Source organism: Enterococcus avium ATCC 14025 (assembly GCF_000406965.1).
In the GTDB taxonomy this organism is placed as follows: Bacteria; Bacillota; Bacilli; order Lactobacillales; family Enterococcaceae; genus Enterococcus_A; species Enterococcus_A avium.
Genome location: NZ_KE136357.1, coordinates 479,517 through 500,293, shown reverse-complemented (window position 1 = coordinate 500,293; position 20,777 = coordinate 479,517). Strand labels below are relative to the sequence as shown.

Here is a 20,777-nt window from a genome sequence, read left to right as displayed (position 1 = left end):
CTCCTATTTCCTAGTAAAGTTAATTCAAATAAAACTGCTAATAATTTGATTGTACTCCGATCTCATGAGGATGTTTGATCCGTTTGCGGAAAATATAATATGTCCAGGCAGTGTAGCCTAGTACAAAGGGTAAAATAGTCAGTGAAATATAAGACATGACCTTCAGCGTATACGGACTTGAAGAAGCATGTTCGATTAACAAGTCATTTCCTGGAATAGAGCTGATCAAGACTCGCGGGAACAAGCCACTGAATAATAAAGCGACTAGCGCAATCAAGGTTAACCCGCTAGTGATAAACGCCAGCATCTCTTTATTTCTAAAGACAGATACATTTGCGATAATTGTCAGCAGCACGATCACCGCTAATAAAATCAATGTCACCGCAAAATTATTTTGAAAGAAATCCGTTTTGAAATACATCAAAATCGCAAATGCGACTAAGCCAAAATAAAGAACGCCGTACAGCAGCTGCGCATAGTTTTTTGCGCGGTAGCGAACAGGGCCTTCCGTACGCAGCGCAATATAGTTCAAGCCATGCAAATAACACAATAACGTTAAGGCCACACCGCCGACAAGAGAATACAAATTGATGTAATCAGTAAAGGTCGCTGTCATGTTGTGATTCGCATCCAATGGCATTCCTTGAATCATACTAATAAATAAAATACCAAAGAAAAATGGCACAAGAAAGCTACCGATAGTCAATGTCCAATTCCATAATTGTTTGTGTTCCTTCGGCATGTGACTGCGGAATTCAAAGGAAACGCCGCGTATAATTAAGCCAAATAGAATGATAAACAAAATTAAATAGTACCCACTAAACAGTGACGCATACCAATACGGAAATGAGGCAAACATCGCACCGCCAGCTGTCAACAGCCAGACTTCATTGCCATCCCACACCGGTCCAATTGTTTCTACGATCTGGTCCTTTTCGTGTTCATCATGGGCCAAGGTTTGAACCGACATACCGACACCAAAATCAAACCCTTCTAAAAAGAAAAAGCCAGAAAACAGGACGCCGATCAATAAAAACCACAATAATTGTAAACTACTCATGACTGAACGCCCCCTTATCGAAAGGATCAGTTGAGTCAGTCTCCTGATTCATTTGATCCAGTCCTGGTCCTTTGTTTAATTCACGCTTAACTAAATAAATCATTGTTACTGCTAATCCTGAGAACAGCAGGAAGTAAATGATATTTGAAATTAATAAAGAGGTCACTGAAACATTTGGCGACACACTGTCTTCAATCGTAAACAAGCCGTAAACCGTCCACGGATAGCGGCCTAACTCGGTCACTAGCCAGCCGGCTGTATTGGCTAAAAATGGTGCAAAGGTACAAAGCCCCATCACCCACAGCATCCAACGCTTCTCATATAATATTGGTTTTTTCTTACGAGTAAAGAACAAACCAAGAACGGCTACTAGCAGCATCAGCATACCAAAGCCCGCCATGATACGGAAGTTCCAGAACAAAACATTCACCGGTGGATAATAATTTCGATCGCCATATTTTTTAACTAACTCTTTGTTCACAGTATCCATTCCTTTAATCGAGCCAGAAGGTTTATTATAAGAAAGAATACTTAGCATATAGGGAATTTGAATCCCGAACACCTGCTTATGTTCTCGTTCATTATCCCAAGCAATCAAGGTCCAGGCTGCCGGGTCTCCAGTATCCTCATAAGTTCCTTCCATCGCTGCAAACTTCATTGGATTCGTTTCAATCAAGGCTTTCATTTGCGCATCTCCCGCACCTAAAACCATGATTGAGCCAAATAATGTAACTACTAATCCGATGCGCATAGATTTCATAAAGAATTCCCGCATTTTTATGTCTTTTCGTTTTAATAGTTGGAATGCCGCAAGTCCAGCGGCAATCATTCCGCCCATTGTGATTGCCGCAGCGATTACATGACCGAATTCATACCAGACCTTTGGATTAGCTATTACCGCACCAAAGTCGGTCATTTCTGCTCGGCCATTACGAAGCGCATAACCAACAGGATGCTGCATGAAACTATTGGCCGCTAAAATCCAAAAAGCCGATAACATTGAGGCAATCGTTACAAGCCAAATAAATAGTACATGCAGACCTGGTTTTACCCGATCCCATGTGAAAATCCAGAGCCCTAAGAATGTGGACTCCAAAAAGAAAGCCAATAAGGCCTCCACTGCTAAAGGCGCGCCAAAAATATCCCCGACGAACCGTGAATAATCTGACCAGTTCATTCCAAATTGAAACTCTTGAATGATCCCAGTCACGACGCCCACCGCAAAACTTAGTAGGAAAATGTTTCCCCAAAACTTTGCCAATTGACGATATTTTTCATTTTTCGTTTTAACATATAACGTTTCCATAATGGCAACAACTAATACCATTCCAATTGAGAATGGTACGAAGAAAAAGTGAAAAACCGTTGTCATGGCAAACTGAAAACGGGCCAACGTCACTATGTCCATTTTTATTTCCTCCCCTATATTGTGAATAACAGAACTAAAATAAATCTAATTCTATAATTACTATAATCCTTACGAAATAAATTGCCAAATGTTCAGCTTAAGCGCTTTTTATTCGTAAAATATGAAGAAAAAGGAAAATAACTATATAAAGGTAAAAATTTGATGGTTTTCGCTCAAAATATTGAACTGAATTGATTTATCTTAATAAGAACCTCACTTGAGCAACATTTTTGTCCTTTATTTTTAATGAGAAAAATTGGCTAAAAAAATTAGGAGCTATGAAAAATTTTTTTTGTCATAACTCCTTTTTCCGATTAAATGTTTTTCTAGTATCGGAAATGTGCCGACCACTTCTGTTGCTGCCTCATTCCTTCGCCTACTCAGCTCCGTAATAGACTTCTAAATGTTGAGGCAATACTTTGAAGCTTAATGGCAGTTCTGGTCCTTCATCCCCGTCGACACTTGGATGCAAGTCTACAGTTTCCTTCACCGTCAAACGCCCCTCTGTAAATGGCGTATACCCGATATTCTCGCTTGCCTGATCAACACCCTTGATAATATCTGGAACACTTTTCAGACGATCCGTGATGCTTTGATCCTTGAGGTAAAGCAGATACAGCTGCCCATCATTAACCTTCGCTTCAGGAACAATGTGTGTAAAACCGCCAATTGTTCTTGTCAATACGATAACAACTGCGCTGCTTTCGATTGCGGTTTTTTCTCCGTCTATTTCTAACGTAAAATGGTAATTTTCATCATTGAAGACTTCTTTGACCCCATTCACAAAATAGGCTAGTTTGCCGAATTTGGTCTTTTCTTCTACATCAACATCACTGATGGCTTCAGGAATACTTCCAACGGCAACAATATTCATAAAATACTCATCGTTGACTTTTCCAATATCTAAAGATGTTTTGCGTTCGATGGTGAAAGTATCAATCGCCTCTTTGGGGTCCATTGGTATTTTCAAGGAACGTCCTAGGTCATTGACTGTACCTAATGGGAAGAAACCAAATTTCGGACGATACTCCTGTTCAGCCAATCCACTGATTGCTTCATTAACTGTTCCATCTCCGCCCATCGCGAAAACACTATCGACTTTTTCCTCAGCCGCTTTGCGGGCAAATTTTGTTGCATCGCCTTCTTTTTCTGTTTCTTGTACATCCACCTCATCAAAAAACTGTTCCAATTTTTCTCGCGCTTGTCCAGCGTATTTCTTTGCCTCTTCATTCCCTGAACTAGGATTGACAATTAAGACTGCTTTTTTCATTATTACACGATCTCCTTTTCATCTATCTGGAAAATAGTTCTTTTTCTTTTCTATTCTTCTTTAGTATAACAGGCAAAGAGCGATTATTTGTTGAGGATGCTTTGCGGATAGGTGATGAAAAGCTGTTGGAACGAAAAAAAATCCTCCATTGACGTTGGAGGATTTTTTTCTTTTAGTCATTCAAATTGTAACGTAATTTCATATGTTCTGATCCTGAGATGACCATGTCGCCAAATAGCTTCGTTTGGCGTTTCAAGGATTCATCTGCCAGTTTTTCATTAGCAGCTTCCAAGAATTCTTGCACATCGGTTTGATCAGCAATTGCCTTATCCGTTTCATTTTGAATACCGCGATAAGCCGACATTGCTTCTAACTCGAAGGTATTACGGAAATCCACGTAGAAATTGTAATCTGTATCACCTAAGAGTGCAGTTGCACAGCTTAACCAGTACATATTATTTAGATCAAAGGTACCGGTGGCATCCTTGTAGCAAGCAGGTGTGTCGTTAACGTTTGAATAGAATGGTACGACCGTGTTAAAGGTATTGGCACCATAGGCTAACCAATGAACACCTGCGATTTCAGCGGGTACATTGTTGCGGATTTGTAGAATATGCACATTATGGTTCCGGTTGATTCCGATTGGCCGGATCAAGGTCTTTTCTGCTTCTGTACCGTCTCTGTAAGGATCGTATTTGGTATTTTCAAAGTGAGAGCTTAACACGAATTTTACGTCTTCAATTGTGATCTTGCGGTTTGCTCGACAAATGAATGGAAGATCTTGATCCATTGGGTCTTGTTCTACTTCAGGAGTGAAATATTTTTGCCCATACCAAGCCCGCGGATTGTTATAGACCGTATCCTTGATTGAAGAGCTGCCGAAAATATGACGCAGGTTATAGCCTTCAAAGTCTGGATTCAAATGGTTGTCATCGATCAATGCTTTTAAATCATCTGAACAAAGCGTATCAGCGGAGTCAAAATCAAAATCATCAATATTCATACGGTTTGGCGCAACTACGTAAGCATCGTCTGGGATACGAACTGCTGCCCAATGATGTCCGCCAATGGTTTCTAACCACCATACTTCGTCTTGATCAGAAAAAGCAATACCGTTTGGTTCGTAGGTTCCGTATTCTTTCAATAAAGCACCGAGACGTTCTACGCCTTCTTTGGCACTGTGGATGTAAGGTAGAACCAATGTCACGATATCTTCTTCACCGATCCCGCCTTCAACATAAGGATCAAGTCCTTGAATCCGTGGATTTGTGGTGATCGTTTCCGTTGCGGACATCGCAACGTTTTCGCTGTTAATCCCGGCCGCAGGCCAAATACCATTCGTTAAAATCGAATTCGGCATTGAGGTATAGCGCAGTGGATTATCAGGCAATTCAACTTTCACGCCGCTAATGACTGCTTGATAATGTTTTGGTTGATCTTCTGGTTGAACTACCACAAAACGCTGTGGGTCTAATGCTTCATGCCCATCATCGTTCCTTGAAATAATAGTTGAGCCATCAATTGATGCTTTCTTTCCGACTAGTACGGTGGTACATGAACCTTTTACTCTTTTTGTCATACTTGAAACACTCTCCCTTTTCATAATAACTCAAGTATAACGCTAAAAAATTTAAACACCAAATGAAACCTTATCGCAAAATTTCTGCCAATATTTCTCCAGTTTTTTCGGTTCCTTGTCTTTCTAAAGAGCTGACGATCTTAGAACCGATAACAACTCCATCGCAAACCTGCTGAAAGTTTTTGATATGCTCGTTCGTTGAGATACCAAAGCCAGCCAAGACGGGGATCTTACTGAAGGATTTGATCCTTGACAGATGCGTCATTAGATCATTGCGAAAATCCTGCCCTGTTCCAGTAATGCCATTGACGGTTACGGCATAGATAAATCCTTCCGCATCCGCTGTTAATTTTTTTATCCGTTCTATTGGACTAGTTAAGGAAACTAACGTTAACAAAGCGATGTCTCTCAAATTTGGTAGGACCAGATCACGATGTTCATAAGGTAAATCAGGAATAATGAACCCTTGGACATCGGTTCCATCTAAATCTTCCACGAGTTCCTTAATTCCATAATGAAAGAAAGAATTACTATAGCCCATCAATATTAGCGGGGCACCTGAACGAATCTCCTGCAATTTTTCGACCAGCTTCTTAAGCGTCACCTGTTGTGCAAAGGCCCGTAATCCGGCAGCTTGAATCGTCGGACCATCAGCGACGGGATCAGAAAATGGTACACCTAATTCGATCGCGGCTGCTCCTTGATCTACCAGCATTGCTATTTCTTCTTCTAGCTTATCTAATCCCTGCGCTCCTGCCATAATATATGGAACAAATAATTTTTCTGTTTCTACTCTGCTTTTTAATGTTTCCGTCAAAGGTTTCATTGTGCTGCCTCCATTCGTTCTTTGATTTGCTGAACATCTTTATCTCCGCGGCCAGAAAGATTCATCACGATAATCTGATCCTTACTCATTGTCGGTGCCAATTTTAATACCTGTGCCAACGCATGAGAACTTTCTAGTGCTGGAATGATCCCTTCTAGTCGTGATAAATAATGGAAGGCCTCAACTGCTTCCTCATCATTAATCGCTGCGTACTCTGCTCGGCCGATGTCATGTAAGAAAGAATGCTCTGGCCCAATACCTGGATAGTCTAAACCGGCAGAAATCGAGAAGGCTTCTAAAACTTGACCATCCTCATCTTGCAGCAGGTGCATCTTCGACCCATGTAAAATACCAACACTGCCTTTATTGATTGATGCCGCATGTTCTTCCGTATCCAACCCATGCCCAGCGGCCTCCACTCCCATTAATCGAACCGTTTGATCTTCTATAAACGGATAAAACATCCCCATCGCGTTGCTTCCTCCGCCAACACAAGCCAAAACTAAGTCAGGCAATCGACCTTCAGCTTCTAAAATTTGCCGCCGCGTTTCGATCCCGATCACACTTTGATAATCACGGACGATTTCAGGAAATGGATGCGGACCTAAAACAGACCCCATCACATAATGAGTATCCTCCACCGTTGCGACCCAATAACGCAATGCCTCATTCACCGCATCCTTCAAGGTCTTGCTGCCGGAAGTGACACTTTCAACTTTGGCTCCTAGAAGCTCCATGCGAAAGACATTCAGCGCTTGACGCTTCACGTCGACTTCGCCCATGAAAATCGTACATTCCATGCCGAACAACGCCGCGGCGGTGGCTGTTGCGACACCATGCTGACCTGCACCAGTCTCAGCAACAACCTTACGTTTGCCCATTTTCTTGGCTAGCAGCACTTGACCTAAAGCATTATTAATCTTGTGTGCCCCTGTATGATTCAAATCTTCACGCTTTAAATAAATCCTAGCTCCACCTAAATCTTTCGTTAAGCGCTCTGCATAATAAAGTGGATTTTCCCGTCCTACATACTGTTTCAAATAATAGTTCAGTTCTTTTTGAAATGCTGGATCTTTTTTTGATGCTTCATAGGTTTCCTCTAATTCTTGAATCGCGTACATCAATGTCTCAGGGACAAATTTTCCGCCATATTCTCCGTAGAAACCTGCTTTGTTAGGTTCTTGATACATAGAATCGCTCCTTTGTTTTTACTTTATTTTTGAAGTTTTATTTGACTATCTGTTGCCTTAACCGCTTGACAAAAAGCATGAATCTTGATGCTATCCTTTTCTCCCATCGTTTCAACACCACTGGAAACATCTACTACCTTCGGCGCGAAATACTGGATCGCTTCGCTAACATTATCGCTGGTCAATCCCCCAGCCAACCAGAGCTTCTCCTTAGGTAGGTGATTTTGATCAACTAGCTGCCAGTCAAACGTTCGACCATTACCACCCATCAGCTTGGCAGGTGGCGCATCCAATAAAAGATGGGCATATTGATTGAAGCAAACGATTTTCTGATCTTTGACACTAAAGGCGCGAATGATTGGGCGTGAAAGCTTGGTCAGATTCGTCTTGCCGTGAATTTGGACTAGGTCTACACCAGCGATATCTGCGATTTTTTCAATCTCGTTTTGTTGCGGTGAAACGAAAACGCCGACTGTTTTTATCCTCTCTGGCAGATCTCTGGTCAGCCTACGCACTTCATCTGGCATCATCTGACGCGGGCTTTTCGCAAAGACAAATCCTAGATAGGTTGCTCCAGCCAACACTGCCGCTTCAATTGTCGGGCGATCTTTCAATCCGCAAATTTTAATTTTTGTCATTTTCTGCTCACCTGCAATTCAGCCACTTTCGCGGACGGGGTCTTCGCTCGCATCAATGTTTCTCCCACTAATATCCCATGATAGGAATGCTTAATCTTTTCAACATCCTGGTCCGTTTTAAAGCCTGATTCGCTGATATAGATGGACTTCCCTTCTGGTTGGGCAAGATCAAGACTGGTCTGTAGGGAAACATTGAAGGTCTTCAGATTACGATTGTTAACACCGATGATCTCAGCACCGATCGCTTGTGCTTTCCTTAATTCATCCTTGTCGTGAACCTCCACCAGAACTTCAAGTCCCCGCTTTCTGGCTTCTTGATAAAGCTCTGATAATCTTGCTACAGAGAGTGCTGCAACAATCAGCAGTACAATACTTGCTCCGGCCTGCTTTGCACGATCAAGCTGTCGTTTATCTATAATGAAGTCTTTACACAAAACAGGAACATCCACCACTTGGGCAACCGCGGCAAGATCATTGATCTCACCCTTAAAAAAGACTGGATCAGTTAAGACTGAAATGGCACTGACACCAGCTGCTTCATAACTTCTGGCCTGTTGCAAAATATCAACGTTCTCATTGATGACTCCTTTTGAGGGAGATGCTCGTTTAATCTCGCCAATTACATGCATTTTCTTTGGCTGCTCTTTGACAATATGGTAAAAGGAAGGGCGAACCTTGGTTTTAACTGTCTGAACAGCTGTTAGGTTCTCTATCTCTTTTTCTTTTTCTAATAAAATTCTGGTTAAAAAATCCAACTACGCCGCCTCCTGTTGCTTTACGATCAGTTGCTGAAGTCGATCATAAGCCGCTCCAGAAAGAATCGATTGTTCTGCCTCGGCGATTCCGTCAGTCAATGTTTTTACCCGACCACTAGCCATAAAGCCTAAGCCTGCGTTCAAAAGTACGGTTTCATAGTGAGCAGAAGGAATGCCACGTAAAACAGAAAGTAAAATATCTTTATTTTTCTCAGCGGAGCCCCCAACAATCCCTGCTAATGGCACTCGTTTGAAGCCGGCTTCTTCAGGATCAAAAGAAAATTCTTTGACTGCACCATTTTGATAGACGGCGCAATGAGTTGTGCCAGCTAGATTGGCTTCGTCCATGCCGCCATGACCATGAATGACGATTGCTCGTTCCCGTCCTAATTGTCCCAATGTTTTAGCAGTTTCAACGAGCGAGTCACCAGCATAGGTGCCCATCAACTGATAATCTAGCGGATAAGGATTAATCAGCGGTCCTAACAGATTGAAAATCGTTGGTGTCGCTAATTCTTTGCGAATATGCATTACCGCTCCCATTGCCGGATGCAACGTTGGTGCGAACAAAAAGGCGATGCCTGCTTCTTTTAGCAAATAATCAATTTTTTCAGGACTAACGGTCAAGGTAATCCCTAGAGCTTCTAAAATATCAGCACTGCCCGATTTGCTGGAAACACTGCGATTACCATGTTTCGCCATAGGAATGCCGCCGCCTGCTAAAACAAAGGCGGCTGTCGTACTAATATTGAAGCTGTGAGAATGATCGCCACCAGTACCGCAATTATCCATCACACCGACTGGTGCTGCTAACATTGGTGTGCCTTTTCCCTGCATAACCTGCGCTAGTCCAGTCAGTTCGGCTGCCGCAACCCCTTTGATTTTCAAGCCCACCAATAATGCGCTGATTTGGCTGTCTGTTAATTGCTCCTCAAAGATCGCCTTGCCGACCTGCTGCATCTCACTAATAGTTAAATCATTGCCACGATAGACTTTCTCAAATAATTCTTGCATTTAAATCCCTGCTTTCTGTAAAAAATGATTAAGATAACTAGCGCCGTCTTCTGTTCCAATCGATTCAGGATGGAATTGCAAGCCAAACACCGGGTAGCGTTTATGACGAATCGCCATGATACAGCCTTCTGCTTCATCCATAACTTCTAGATCCTGTGGCACCTGATGAGGATCGATCATCAGCGAGTGATAACGCATGACCTGCCTTTCAGATTGTCTTTGCAGACGCGACTGCTTGCCATGCATGATCGTCGGGGCACTGATGATTTTTCCGCCGAAGACTTCGCCAATCGCTTGATGACCTAGGCAAATACCTAAAATTGGTTTTCTGCGATAAAAACGACGAATCAGCATTTCAATCATACCGGCTTCTGCGGGCCTGCCTGGTCCCGGAGAAAGGACGATTGCCGAAGCTTTTTCCGCTATGGCAAACAGCTCTGGATCATCGTTTCGCAAAATTTTGACATTCTCTGGCAACAGCTGGACCAAATTATAGGTAAATGAATCATAGTTATCGACAAGCAAAATCATTGTCCCACCTCCATCAATGCTTTGGCTTTTTGCAATGTCTCAAAATACTCGCTAGTCGGGTTAGAATCATAGACAATTCCTGCGCCTGCCTGTACATGGGCTTGATTATCTTTAACGACCATTGTGCGGATTGCGATCGCAAAATCAGCCTGATCGTTTTGACCAAGAAAACCAACTGCTCCTGCATAAATCGAACGTTTGACTGTTTCCCATTGATAAATACGAGTCATCGCTCGGATCTTCGGCGCACCGCTGACTGTTCCAGCCGGTAAAGTAGCTTTTAAGGCATCCATCGCTGTGTGTCCCGGTTTTAGTTTGGCAGTCACTACTGATACAAGATGCATCACAAATTGATAACGCTCAATCGTTAAGTATGTTGGTACGGTTACTGATCCATGAACGGCTATTTTGCCTAAATCATTTCTACCAAGATCTACTAGCATACGATGCTCCGCGATTTCTTTTGGATCATTTTGCAGCTCTTTAGCCAAAGCTTCGTCGTCTTCTTGATTTGCTCCCCTTTTTCTAGTTCCTGCAATCGGGTTTGTCGTAACCAGCTCAGCTTCGACAGTCACTAAACTTTCTGGTGAACTCCCAATTACTTGGACATCAGGAAAATCAAGATAATAGAGATATGCTGAGGGATTGTTTTGCCTCAGCTGACGATAATAGTTAAAAGGATCAGTCGTAAATTCCGCTGACAAGCGCTGCGATGGGACGACTTGGAATAAATCCCCTTCTACAATCCGTTCCTTCGCCTGTCTTACAATTGCTTCAAACTCGATTTGAGAAAGATTACTCGTAAATTCCAAAGTAGGCATTTCTAAATCCGGCAGCTTACTTACTTGAAGAAGCTTCTGCTCTAATTCTGTCATTCGCCTATTCATTTGTAATTCTGAGTCTTTGCTGTAGCTATTTCCAATTACAAAGGTACTCATTTGTTTTTGCTTGTCATAGATTACATAGGATTCATATAAGTAAAATTGCAGATCTGGAACACCTAGTTGATCCTTTGGAATCTCTCCGATAGCTTCGTAACAGGCGGCCACATCATACCCGACATACCCTAAAGCCCCGCCTTGAAAAATCAAGTTTTCTTGCTCTTCTTCATCTACTAATACGTAGTTTTCTAACTCCTTCAGCGGATCTTCGCAAGGATAGCTCACGTGACCGTCTTGAAATGCTCCATTTTGAAAAATCAAATTCTTCACTGGATCAAAAGCGATGATTGCATAATCCTGCGTTTCAGACCTTCGTTCAAACAGTGACGTTCCTCGATCCTTCAAACTGTAATAAATCGTCTCTGGGGTCAGATGTTTGTCGAATATTTCTTTCGTTTTTCTCATTCTATGACTCCTTTAAGTTGAATTTTTAATAAGGATTGCTAAGTCTTTCATAGCTAACTAAACAAAAAAAAGCCCTCAAACCAAAATAAACTTTGGTTTGAGGGCGCAAGCAGCGCGGTACCACCTCTTTTTTACTGTTCGCAAACAGCAACTCTAATCGTCCAACAACGATCGTACTCTGTAACGGGAGCTCCCGTCGTTCCCTACTCTGGTTCAAGAACGCTCCAATAAGTCCATTCACTAGGGAAAAAATGTTTCTTCTCATCAGCCGAAACTTTCTGTGATTTTTTCTATCCTAGCTACTTCTCTTAAAGTCGATTTTTTTGATTTTCTAAAAAAGTATTCCTGTCGTAACCCATGTTTTGTTCCTTTCGAACAAAAAAAGCCCTCAAACCAAATAAACTTGGTTTGAGGGCGGTAATCCACGGTGCCACCTCAATGGTATGCCAAACAAGGCATTTCTCTATCAGTCGTCCAACAACGACCTTACTCTATATCGGGAGTTCCCGGAAGCTCCTACTAAGATTTCAAAGCTTCGTCCAAAAGTCCATTCACATAATTTATCCCTACTGATTCACAGCACCATCAGCTCTCTGAAAAGGCTCATTTATGTTACTTCTCTTTTGTATGACTCTTATTTTTTTGAATATTACCCGTATTTTTTCGACATGTCAACATTTTTTGGTAAAAAAATCAATTTATCTAAATTCCAATGACTGTTCGTAACAGAAATAAATTGCTAAAATAGAGACATTGGAGGCGAAGACGGTGAATAATATTCTTCTGAAAACAATAATTTGGTTGCGCCATTTTTTATTAGGATCATTTTCCAATCATAAAAACGTTTGGCAGGCGTTTCCCGATTTTTTTAATGCTAGGAAAGAATTGAGCTTTCCTGTTCCCGGGTTAAAAAAAGTCCACACGATAAATTGGAGAAATGAAAAAGACCACTGTACAGCCATGACGCCTCAAGGATTGACCTTGACTGAAGACTATTTACTGATTTCTGCTTACTGTCATGATCATCAGCACAATTCTGTCATCTATGTCTTGGACCGTATCACTGGTGTTCGACTCAAAACGGTTATTCTCCCAGATTTACCTCATGCTGGAGGACTGGCTTATGATCCAATCCATCGAAAAATCTGGATCAGTAATACATTAGATAACCATGCTGCTGTGGCAGCAATCCATCTTTCCGACATTGAAAAATACACAAAAGATCCCATAATGATCGCCTATCAACAAAAAATCGCCTTAAAGGAGCTTCCCCGCGCGTCTACCTTGACATATGATCAAGGTTATCTTTACGTCGCTTTATTTTCCTTAAATGAACCTGGAAAATTCTGCTGTTATCCAATTGATGAATACGGAAATTTAGAAATGATGGCTGGGGAATCCGTGGTCAAATCTCCTTATGACACATTAATGATTCCGAAAAAAATTCAGGGACTGACTATCTACAAAAATCTCCTGCTGCTCTCGCAATCTTGGGGAACTCAACCAGGAAAGATCTTTGTTTTTGATATTCAGGAAACGGCTGATTTTTCTAATCTTGATGAAGCACTGAAAATCATCGAAACACCGCCATATTTAGAGCAAATACACGTCGAGAATGGACAACTTTTCGCCTTATTCGAAAGCGGTGCAGCAGCCTATCGTCAAAAAACTCCATATGTTATGAAAGACGTCCTGCAAGTTGACCTAATGAAGCTGCTAGGAAAAAACATGCTCTAAATTGTTTTAAATAGATCCAGATAGCTGGCTCAGAAATACTATAATGATTACTCAACTTTTTCAGTCAGAATGCGAAAAAAGTAGCTGAATCAAAAATCTTTTAGATTTTTGATTCAGCTACTTTTCATGATTAAACGTCGACTCGTATGTCGCGTCTGGGAAATAAGCCGAAAATTCAAAAAATGCCGAATAGGAACTATTCAACATCCGCTCCCACGTCATGATGATTTTCAGAAATTTCTTCTTATTGATTGAAGTCAAACAGTGATGAATCGACTTTTTTTATTTTACAGTCCCAATGTAAAGATGTCCGTCTAGTGCAGCTGGCGCGCCCTTACTGTTTACAAATTCAAAAGACCGACCGCTATGCTCAGTCGCAACTGCCAAATGACAAAGAGCGATTCCAACATCTAGTTCCGTCAGCTTGTACATCATCCCAGGAAGACCATTGATTTTCTTTTTTCGATAAACATAAATGGCTCCATTATTTGCGATGAAATACCATGGTTGTCCATTCAGACCAGAAGGTGCTAACCGTGCAGCCTCAATTCTTGAATCCTTCCCCTCTGATATCTCTTTCAAAGCCTTCCGATCAAATTCTTTCAAGGTTCTGCTGGCAGATTCAGCCGGTTCACCAAAAGCCAATCCGATAATATAATCCTTGTCTGATTTCGCAGGTTTCATCATTCCCACCCACCGGGATGCATAGCCTTGAGAAAATAAAAACAGATCGACATGTTGAAATAAAAAACCGGCACAGGTATCTCGTAATGGCTGTTCCTTGCCATAAATCAGAAGATAATGGGGAGCTTTTGGTGTTCCAATACCTTTAACTCCTTCAGGTCCCACAAGCTTATAGGTAATTTCAGCATTTGGTAAAAGTGGCTGGACGGTTTCGATAAAGGTCTCTACCTCTTTGAGTGTCGTTTCGGATAGCGGCTTCATATTAAAATTGCGCGTTGACTTTCGAGTGAACATACTTGAATACAAATCCATACAATAAACCTCCCCAATTAGATTACTTATTTTAACTATAGGTATATCCTTTAACCTATGCAAGAAAAAACGTCAGGGATTGCTCCCTAACGTTTTTTAGTCAACATATTTTGAATCGGTTTTATTCAGCCACGCATAACCTAGCCCCATCACTAAGCCGCCACCGATGAAGTTTCCAATCAAGGTGAAGAATAAGTTATGAACGACATTTCCTGCGGTCATCTCAGCAATCGTACCATGGGAAGCGAAATATGCTAAAGAAAAAGCTGGGAAGTTAGCGATAACGTGCTCAAAGCCTAAGAAGGCAAAAATAAAGATGATAAAAATAATCGCCATTACTTTTGCTGCGTCATCCTTCATCCGTAAACTGACTAGCACAGCAGTATTCACAACGATATTAGCAAACATTCCCTCAACTAAAATTTGACTTGTTGATTTTGTCAGCTTTGAAGCAATTCCGGTGAACATATAGTTGTCTGGTTCCAAGTGACCGAATGGCGCTGTCAATGAAAGCAGGTATCCGCATAGCACTCCGCCAATCAGATTGAATAAAATACAAGTAAATAATAACTTAATAGCAAATGATACAGACATTTTCTTCTTGTAAACACCAATCGTTGTGTACAACATGTTTGAAGTACCTAATTCTGCATTCATGAATAAAATCATTACTAACGACCAACTAAACATAAACGCATAAGCCATTTTTTCCAAGCCTGGAATTGCTTCCTGCATACGAATGGCAATATAAAAAGCAATAGCTGTTCCTAACGCTAAAAATAAACAAGCGAACATTGAACGTACTGCATAACGAGGCAAACTCGAATTAAACAAATCAATTTTTTTACTAATCGAATACTCTAGCTGAGACATTAAACCTGATTTTGTTTTCACATGCTTTTCGCTTTCAGTCACAGGTGTTTCTTCAATTTCCATAAATAAATCCGATTTCATAAGGTTCCTTCCTTCTTGGCAAAAGCCATAATGTACAGGTATCATACAAGATTTCCATACTATTTTCAATGAAAACTTGCAAAAAAATGAAATATTGAGAAAAATCGCACAAGTTATTTGATTTTCTCAGCAAAAATCGTATGATTGAAGTAATAGATTGGGAGGGAAATGAATGGTTAAACAAATTTTGAAGGCAGAAGTAGAATCTTTAGGCGGTCTACAGCTGAAATGCTCGGCTCGCGGCTTTGAATTCATCATTGATGAGCCAGAAAATGTTGGCGGCACCAATGAAGCGATGAATCCGCTGGAGGCTTTGCTCTGTTCCTTAGGCGCTTGTAAAATGATGGTGGTTCGGTTCTTTTATCAAGCAAAACAAATCAATCTGAAATCGATGCGTGTGGAAATCCTAGGAGAGATCGACTCTGATCGCCTAAAGGGAAAACCAAATGTAAAGATTGGCTTCTCAAAAATTATCACAAATTATTACATTGACGCTGACAATACTGATGAAGAAATCAAAGATTTAGTGGCCTTTATTGAGACGACCTGTCCTGTTAAAGATACCATCGTCAATGCCCCAGAGATGGAGCTGCATATCAATCCATGAAATAAGCTGTGACAAAATTCTTGTCACAGCTTATTTCTCGAAGAAGTTGACGTTGCCGCAACCTCCTTGTCCTTTCAACAGTCCATTTTCATTTCAAACTGATCGCAAAAATGATCAAAACCCAATTCCTCCATTTTTTTAATCCACAATTGATCCGTAAAATTGATATTATGCAAACGAACGTCTTGATAGCGTTCGCTCAAATTGACCATTAATTCTCCTAACTCTGAAATTCTCCCTTCGCGTCTTCCCCACTGCTTTACCTGCCCACTATCTTTTTGATAAATAATAAAAGCATTGCACTCTTTCTCATTGCCAGTATACATAATTCGATAATCATCTGGAAAATTCTGCAGAATCTCTATTCGATTTTCAAAAGAAGGCGTATCATGTCTAAGTGGTTCTAGTGATTCTAACGGAAACTCAGTAATAGGCAGTTCTTGAAAGTTTTCTGTCCCCTTCATTGATTCTTTTGCATTTCCTCGAAAACACGCATATTCTTTAATGATCTCCAAGCCCATTTTACGATACGTTGCCACTGCGGGTTTATTGGTTTGAATCACTTCCAAACCATAATAGGCAAAGTTATACTGTTTCAATAATTCTAGGCAATAATCCATCATTTTTGAATACAGTCCTTTGCGACGATGAGCTGGCACAACACCGGTTGCAGCATCGAAGGCAACCTTTTCCCCATTGGATTCGCCCACTGCATTTAGTAAGACGGCCACTAACTCACCCTCAAAAAAAGCTCCACAGGATAAATCATAACGCACATTATCACTCTTAAAACGATGATAGAGAGCCTCATCACTCAATTCCATTTTTACATAATAATCAGAAAATGCTTCCCGCATACAGATAGCGATTATCGAAAACTCTACCTCTGATAAATCCTTGATTTCATACATCCTACTACCCCTTCCTTGACCATTCGATTAATTTCAGCATATCATGTAACCGTTTTATGTAAATTAAAATGAGGAGTTTCTTAGCATGACAAAAAAGCCATCTCGCAGGATCGAGACGGCTTTTTCTAGTAATAGAATTAGATGGCTTCTTCCTCTGAAATTTTTGCTGGACTGCTACCTTTTTTAGAAGCAAATGAGAGGATGATCCCTAATGCGATCGAACTGAAGGCAGCCACCACAACTCGAATATTCTCAGGTAGCAGAAATACGATCGTGTGGACTGGAATCCAGAAACAAATGCCAACTTTCAGCCAATTGAAGGTTACAAAAGCTGTCCAATCAATTTTGCCAATCAATCCCTTCAGAGTCACGGGTTCTTTTGCAGCTGCTGTTTCGATCCATAGCTCCATAATACGATGAAACGTATTCATCGCTGGCGCAAAGGTAAGATTCATAATACTGCTTCCGAAAAAAGCTTGTGCCAACGAAACGCCAGCAAAAGGCAGCAATTTCCCAGCCTGTGCTAAACCAGCACCTCCCATGAATACTGGAAAAACCAGCGTTACCATACAGCCAATGATCCCCCAAACAACTGCTCGCAGAGGAACTTGAGCTGAAAACTGATAGTCACCAGAAGCAATCCGCTTTCCAAAGAGATCACCCATCGTCGCCAAAATCGCAAATTGAATGAAGCCTCCAATATAAGGGTGGGCAGAGCTTGCTGCTAAGATAGAATCTCTAGTAGCAGGGATAACGAAAAGCATTAACAAACCTGCCAGCAAAAGCCCCCAAACAATGTCCCCTCTTTTCATTTGATTTCCTCCAATCATTTAGGCGGCTGATAATCTTTATCCATCACAACGACTGCTTTAATGACTTCTCCGCTGATAGAATCTGCTTCGGCTTGATTGATGTTTTCAAAATCATAGTATTTGATAAATTGATCAAATGGAAACTCCCCGCGCTTGTAGAACTCGATTAAGTTTGGCAAATGATATTTTGCGATAGTATCGCCAATCAAAACACCGCGAACCTTTTTGTTTCCAAAAACTAAGTCAAAGAAAGTATTCACTTCAAAATTTTTCTGAGTCACTGCTAACGGTACGAAGGTTCCTGAATTGCTTACTGAATGAAGGGCCTTCGTCATAACAGGGCCAACACCGGTCGAATCAATCACATAATCCAAGCCGCGACCATCTGTTAAAACCTTGATGAACTTTTCAGGATCATCTTCTTTGCTGTTAAAGATGTGACTGGCGCCTAGTTCCTTTGCCTTTTCTAAACGTTGATCGTTAATATCAATCGCGACAATCGGATAACAACCAGCAATTTTTGCAGCCATAACTGCGGAAAAGCCGACTGCACCGGTACCAAAAACAGCAATCCCTTCACCTACTTTTGGCTGTAAGACACTTAAAACTGCGCCACTTCCGGTACCAAGTCCACAGCCCAAAGGACCAAGCAGACGTAAATCAACCTCCTTATCCACCTTCACAACGTTTGATTCCTCAGTCAAACTATACGTAGAGAAAGAAGATTGATTGAAGAAGTTATTGACCTCAGTGCCATCCTCCGTGTGCAAAATGAACTCTCCCCGCGGATTTTTTCCAAGGTTGTTGACCGTAAACCACTTCTCACAAGAAGACGGGTGCCCTTCGACACAATGCTTGCATTCACCGCAATAAGCGTAAGACAGAATCACATGATCTCCTGGCTCTACGGAGGTCACCGCATTGCCGACTTTTTCAACGATCCCGGCGCCTTCATGTCCTAAAACATTTGGAAAATTGATACTATTCCCGTTTCTTTCACCGTAATCTGAACGACACAATCCAGAGGCGACAATTTTCACCAATACATCCTTTGAACCTACTTCTGCCAATTCCAGTTCTGTAATTTCGTATGGCGCCCCTTTTTCCTTTACTAATGCCGCTTTGATTTTCATTCTTGCTGCCCCTTTCTTATTAAAAACATATTATTGAATTATTTAGACGTTTGGACTGACAAATTCCTTCATTTCTTCTTCTCCTAGTACAACCCGCTCTGCGCCTTTAGATAAAGCGATCATTTCGTGTTCCCCTGGTACTGCTACGATTGGTGCGATAAAACCGATCCGTTTTTCTAATTCTGTTACGACGATCTTTGAATAAGCTACCCCACCAGTCAAAGCGATCCGATCGACTAAACCATTGGTAACTGTGGCTAAGCTTCCTATGCCTTTAGCGATCTGGTAAATATAGGCGTCATAAACAATTTTTAGTTCTTCATCTCCAGCCAGAATGTGTTCTTCGATTTCTTTTGCGTTGCTGGTTCCAGCATACGATTTCAAACCGCCTTCACGTTTATAAAGTCGCAGCATTTCTTTTAAGCTATGCTCGTAGCACAGCGGCATTAAATATTTCAACGGTAAACCACCTGTACGCTCCGTTGAGAATGGCCCCTCATCATCAGAGATTAAATCAATCATTTTCCCTTTGTAATGAATACTGATTGTGTTTCCACCTCCTAAATGAGCGACAATCAATGTTGAATGCTGATAATCAAGCCCTTCCTCACGTGCAACTTTCATAGCCACTGCTCGCATATTCAAGGCGTGACCAATACTTTTGCGTTCGATCCCCTTCAAGCCAGAGATACGAGCCACCTCTTCAAACTCGTCCACTGATACGGGGTCGTAGATTAGTGCGATGGTTTTTTCACTGCCTTGTTCTTTAATCTCATGAGCTAAAATTGCCCCCAAATTTGAGGGATGTTCAATTTGTGTGACGTTCTTCAAGTAATAGATCATGTCGTCATTTACTTCGTAGGCACCGGAGGAAACAGGCGGAAGACTTCCTCCTCGACCAGCTACAGCGTCTAATTCCTTAGGATCAATTCCTTCTTTTTTCATAAACGCCAATAAAATATCTCGGCGAAATTCCATTTGATCTACGACATTTTGAAATTTCTGCAACTCCTCTGTTGAATGCGAGATTCCCTGTTCTTTGATAATCTCACCATCCACATAATAAGAAACCTTGGTTGATGTTGATCCGGGGTTAATTGCTAAAATTTTCATCTGCTTCACCTCTTGCTGCAATACATCGCGACTAAAATCGAATAGGCTTTTTCTTCCTCTGTTGACCCTCTTGATACCATCACGATTGGTACGCTGGCGCCCATAATTAACCCAGCCATTTTTGCACCGGCTAGGATCGTTAAGCTCTTGCCAAGAACGTTCATGGTGGTAATATCAGGCCCTACTACGATGTCCGCATCACCTGCGACAGGACTTTCGTAGTGTTTGATTCTTGCAACTTCCTTACTTAACGAAAGATCTAGCGAAATCGGGCCGTCGATCCAACAACTATCTGGCGCTTCGTTCTGAAACTCCTGCATAATTTCCTCTGCCTCTACGCTAGAAGTGATTTTCGGATTGACCTTTTCCGCCGCAGCTAACAAACCAACTTTCGGTTTAGCAACACCAATTTTATTCATCACTTCGATCCCATGCTGAATCAAAATTTTCTTCTCTTCTTTACTGGGCGAAGTCACCATCCCGCCATCTGTTGTCAGCAGCAGCTTGTGATAAGTGGGAATCTCATTTAGTGCCACATGACTCAATAACTTGCTAGTAGCAATTCCTTTTTCACGATCGACGACTGCCTTCAAAAATGTCCGTGTCTGAAGATGCCCCTTCATCAGAAAATCGAGCTCATTATTTTTGGCCATCTTCACACCAATCGCTGCACATTCTTCTTCCGTTTCTGCTGGGACAACTTGTGCTGAAAAATTATGTTGCACCAAAATGGTTTGAATCTTGATCTCATCGCCAATTAAAACCGGTTCGAGATACTCTTTGACTTTTTCATTAAAAACCGACTGAACCGTTATTTCGTCATTGGCACAGACTACCCCGATCCGGATTTTTTGAACGCTAGTAAAGTTTGAGAGTAATTCATCAAATTTTTGCATG

20 protein-coding genes and 2 other annotated features are annotated in these 20,777 nt (G+C 41.4%); of the genes, 2 read left to right on the top strand and 18 right to left on the bottom strand.

Translation table 11 applies throughout. The features are described 5' to 3' along the window. Positions 1-37 precede the first annotated feature (37 nt). The 11 genes from cydB to trpE all read right to left on the bottom strand — a co-directional run bounded on the left by cydB (position 38) and on the right by trpE (position 11,617). The gene (cydB, locus tag OMU_RS02400; RefSeq protein ID WP_016178365.1) at positions 38-1,060 is read right to left on the bottom strand and encodes a cytochrome d ubiquinol oxidase subunit II; all 1,023 of its coding nucleotides are present in this window, start codon (positions 1,058-1,060) and stop codon (positions 38-40) included. After that, positions 1,053-2,468 carry a cytochrome ubiquinol oxidase subunit I gene (locus OMU_RS02395; RefSeq protein WP_016178364.1) on the bottom strand — a complete coding sequence of 472 codons (1,416 nt, stop codon included), beginning with the start codon at positions 2,466-2,468 and terminating at the stop codon, positions 1,053-1,055. The genes cydB and OMU_RS02395 overlap by 8 nt, the downstream gene beginning before the upstream one ends. Before the next feature lie 376 nt (positions 2,469-2,844). Next, on the bottom strand, positions 2,845-3,738 hold the full coding sequence (locus tag OMU_RS02390; protein ID WP_016178363.1) for a diacylglycerol/lipid kinase family protein: 894 nt from the start codon (positions 3,736-3,738) through the stop codon (positions 2,845-2,847). A gap of 172 nt (positions 3,739-3,910) precedes the next feature. Next, the gene (locus OMU_RS02385) at positions 3,911-5,317 is read right to left on the bottom strand and encodes a C69 family dipeptidase (RefSeq protein ID WP_016178362.1); all 1,407 of its coding nucleotides are present in this window, start codon (positions 5,315-5,317) and stop codon (positions 3,911-3,913) included. Positions 5,318-5,387: 70 nt separating this feature from the next. Further along, a complete protein-coding gene (trpA, locus tag OMU_RS02380; RefSeq protein ID WP_016178361.1) occupies positions 5,388-6,143 on the bottom strand; it encodes a tryptophan synthase subunit alpha in 756 nt (251 codons plus the stop codon). Continuing rightward, a complete protein-coding gene (gene trpB / locus OMU_RS02375; protein ID WP_016178360.1) occupies positions 6,140-7,333 on the bottom strand; it encodes a tryptophan synthase subunit beta in 1,194 nt (397 codons plus the stop codon). Before trpB ends, trpA begins: the two co-directional genes overlap by 4 nt. 23 nt (positions 7,334-7,356) lie before the next feature. Continuing rightward, positions 7,357-7,971, bottom strand: coding sequence for a phosphoribosylanthranilate isomerase (locus OMU_RS02370; protein ID WP_016178359.1), 615 nt, complete (start codon positions 7,969-7,971; stop codon positions 7,357-7,359). Then, positions 7,968-8,726 (bottom strand): indole-3-glycerol phosphate synthase TrpC, encoded by a 759-nt coding sequence (gene trpC / locus OMU_RS02365; protein WP_016178358.1) that lies wholly within the window; start codon positions 8,724-8,726, stop codon positions 7,968-7,970. The genes OMU_RS02370 and trpC overlap by 4 nt, the downstream gene beginning before the upstream one ends. Further along, a complete protein-coding gene (gene trpD / locus OMU_RS02360; RefSeq protein WP_016178357.1) occupies positions 8,727-9,740 on the bottom strand; it encodes an anthranilate phosphoribosyltransferase in 1,014 nt (337 codons plus the stop codon). It abuts the gene before it with no gap. Further along, positions 9,741-10,271 (bottom strand): anthranilate synthase component II, encoded by a 531-nt coding sequence (locus tag OMU_RS02355; RefSeq protein ID WP_016178356.1) that lies wholly within the window; start codon positions 10,269-10,271, stop codon positions 9,741-9,743. After that, a complete protein-coding gene (gene trpE, locus OMU_RS02350; protein WP_016178355.1) occupies positions 10,268-11,617 on the bottom strand; it encodes an anthranilate synthase component I in 1,350 nt (449 codons plus the stop codon). Before trpE ends, OMU_RS02355 begins: the two co-directional genes overlap by 4 nt. Before the next feature lie 96 nt (positions 11,618-11,713). Then, positions 11,714-11,941, bottom strand: a binding site (T-box leader). 83 nt (positions 11,942-12,024) lie between these two features. Continuing rightward, positions 12,025-12,255: a binding site (T-box leader), on the bottom strand. A gap of 130 nt (positions 12,256-12,385) precedes the next feature. Between trpE and OMU_RS02345 the strand changes: the two genes are divergently transcribed. Then, a complete protein-coding gene (locus tag OMU_RS02345; protein WP_016178354.1) occupies positions 12,386-13,354 on the top strand; it encodes a YncE family protein in 969 nt (322 codons plus the stop codon). A 282-nt stretch (positions 13,355-13,636) separates the two neighbouring features. On the opposite strand, the gene OMU_RS02340 is transcribed toward OMU_RS02345, so the two are convergent. Then, positions 13,637-14,350, bottom strand: a complete 714-nt coding sequence (locus OMU_RS02340; RefSeq protein ID WP_016178353.1) for a nitroreductase family protein — start codon at positions 14,348-14,350, stop codon at positions 13,637-13,639. 96 nt (positions 14,351-14,446) lie between these two features. Continuing rightward, positions 14,447-15,304, bottom strand: coding sequence for a formate/nitrite transporter family protein (locus tag OMU_RS02335; protein WP_016178352.1), 858 nt, complete (start codon positions 15,302-15,304; stop codon positions 14,447-14,449). 172 nt (positions 15,305-15,476) lie between these two features. Between OMU_RS02335 and OMU_RS02330 the strand changes: the two genes are divergently transcribed. Further along, positions 15,477-15,911, top strand: coding sequence for an OsmC family protein (locus OMU_RS02330; RefSeq protein WP_016178351.1), 435 nt, complete (start codon positions 15,477-15,479; stop codon positions 15,909-15,911). A 74-nt stretch (positions 15,912-15,985) separates the two neighbouring features. Here OMU_RS02330 and OMU_RS02325 read toward each other — a convergent pair whose 3' ends face one another. From OMU_RS02325 to OMU_RS02305, 5 genes are all read right to left on the bottom strand, one after another. Then, positions 15,986-16,822: a GNAT family N-acetyltransferase gene (locus tag OMU_RS02325; RefSeq protein ID WP_016178350.1), complete on the bottom strand. Its 837-nt coding sequence runs from the start codon at positions 16,820-16,822 to the stop codon at positions 15,986-15,988. A 137-nt stretch (positions 16,823-16,959) separates the two neighbouring features. Beyond that, the gene (locus OMU_RS02320) at positions 16,960-17,634 is read right to left on the bottom strand and encodes an Mpv17/PMP22 family protein (protein WP_016178349.1); all 675 of its coding nucleotides are present in this window, start codon (positions 17,632-17,634) and stop codon (positions 16,960-16,962) included. A gap of 14 nt (positions 17,635-17,648) precedes the next feature. Further along, positions 17,649-18,767 carry an NAD(P)-dependent alcohol dehydrogenase gene (locus OMU_RS02315; RefSeq protein WP_016178348.1) on the bottom strand — a complete coding sequence of 373 codons (1,119 nt, stop codon included), beginning with the start codon at positions 18,765-18,767 and terminating at the stop codon, positions 17,649-17,651. A 42-nt stretch (positions 18,768-18,809) separates the two neighbouring features. Further along, a complete protein-coding gene (gene buk, locus OMU_RS02310; RefSeq protein ID WP_016178347.1) occupies positions 18,810-19,880 on the bottom strand; it encodes a butyrate kinase in 1,071 nt (356 codons plus the stop codon). A gap of 5 nt (positions 19,881-19,885) precedes the next feature. Next, positions 19,886-20,776, bottom strand: a complete 891-nt coding sequence (locus tag OMU_RS02305; protein WP_016178346.1) for a phosphate acyltransferase — start codon at positions 20,774-20,776, stop codon at positions 19,886-19,888. Position 20,777 lies beyond the last annotated feature (1 nt).

What these genes read in the sequence shown, in the direction of transcription:
- cydB (WP_016178365.1), bottom strand. Translation starts at nt 1,060, where the DNA reads ATGAGTAGTTTACAATTATTGTGGTTTTTATTGATCGGCGTCCTGTTT.
- OMU_RS02385 (WP_016178362.1), bottom strand. Translation starts at nt 5,317, where the DNA reads ATGACAAAAAGAGTAAAAGGTTCATGTACCACCGTACTAGTCGGAAAG.
- trpA (WP_016178361.1), bottom strand. Translation starts at nt 6,143, where the DNA reads ATGAAACCTTTGACGGAAACATTAAAAAGCAGAGTAGAAACAGAAAAA.
- OMU_RS02390 (WP_016178363.1), bottom strand. Translation starts at nt 3,738, where the DNA reads ATGAAAAAAGCAGTCTTAATTGTCAATCCTAGTTCAGGGAATGAAGAG.
- OMU_RS02325 (WP_016178350.1), bottom strand. Translation starts at nt 16,822, where the DNA reads ATGTATGAAATCAAGGATTTATCAGAGGTAGAGTTTTCGATAATCGCT.
- trpD (WP_016178357.1), bottom strand. Translation starts at nt 9,740, where the DNA reads ATGCAAGAATTATTTGAGAAAGTCTATCGTGGCAATGATTTAACTATT.
- OMU_RS02395 (WP_016178364.1), bottom strand. Translation starts at nt 2,468, where the DNA reads ATGGACATAGTGACGTTGGCCCGTTTTCAGTTTGCCATGACAACGGTT.
- buk (WP_016178347.1), bottom strand. Translation starts at nt 19,880, where the DNA reads ATGAAAATTTTAGCAATTAACCCCGGATCAACATCAACCAAGGTTTCT.
- trpE (WP_016178355.1), bottom strand. Translation starts at nt 11,617, where the DNA reads ATGAGAAAAACGAAAGAAATATTCGACAAACATCTGACCCCAGAGACG.
- OMU_RS02320 (WP_016178349.1), bottom strand. Translation starts at nt 17,634, where the DNA reads ATGAAAAGAGGGGACATTGTTTGGGGGCTTTTGCTGGCAGGTTTGTTA.
- trpB (WP_016178360.1), bottom strand. Translation starts at nt 7,333, where the DNA reads ATGTATCAAGAACCTAACAAAGCAGGTTTCTACGGAGAATATGGCGGA.
- OMU_RS02355 (WP_016178356.1), bottom strand. Translation starts at nt 10,271, where the DNA reads ATGATTTTGCTTGTCGATAACTATGATTCATTTACCTATAATTTGGTC.
- OMU_RS02305 (WP_016178346.1), bottom strand. Translation starts at nt 20,776, where the DNA reads ATGCAAAAATTTGATGAATTACTCTCAAACTTTACTAGCGTTCAAAAA.
- OMU_RS02315 (WP_016178348.1), bottom strand. Translation starts at nt 18,767, where the DNA reads ATGAAAATCAAAGCGGCATTAGTAAAGGAAAAAGGGGCGCCATACGAA.
- OMU_RS02330 (WP_016178351.1), top strand. Translation starts at nt 15,477, where the DNA reads ATGGTTAAACAAATTTTGAAGGCAGAAGTAGAATCTTTAGGCGGTCTA.
- OMU_RS02370 (WP_016178359.1), bottom strand. Translation starts at nt 7,971, where the DNA reads ATGACAAAAATTAAAATTTGCGGATTGAAAGATCGCCCGACAATTGAA.
- OMU_RS02340 (WP_016178353.1), bottom strand. Translation starts at nt 14,350, where the DNA reads ATGGATTTGTATTCAAGTATGTTCACTCGAAAGTCAACGCGCAATTTT.
- OMU_RS02335 (WP_016178352.1), bottom strand. Translation starts at nt 15,304, where the DNA reads ATGAAATCGGATTTATTTATGGAAATTGAAGAAACACCTGTGACTGAA.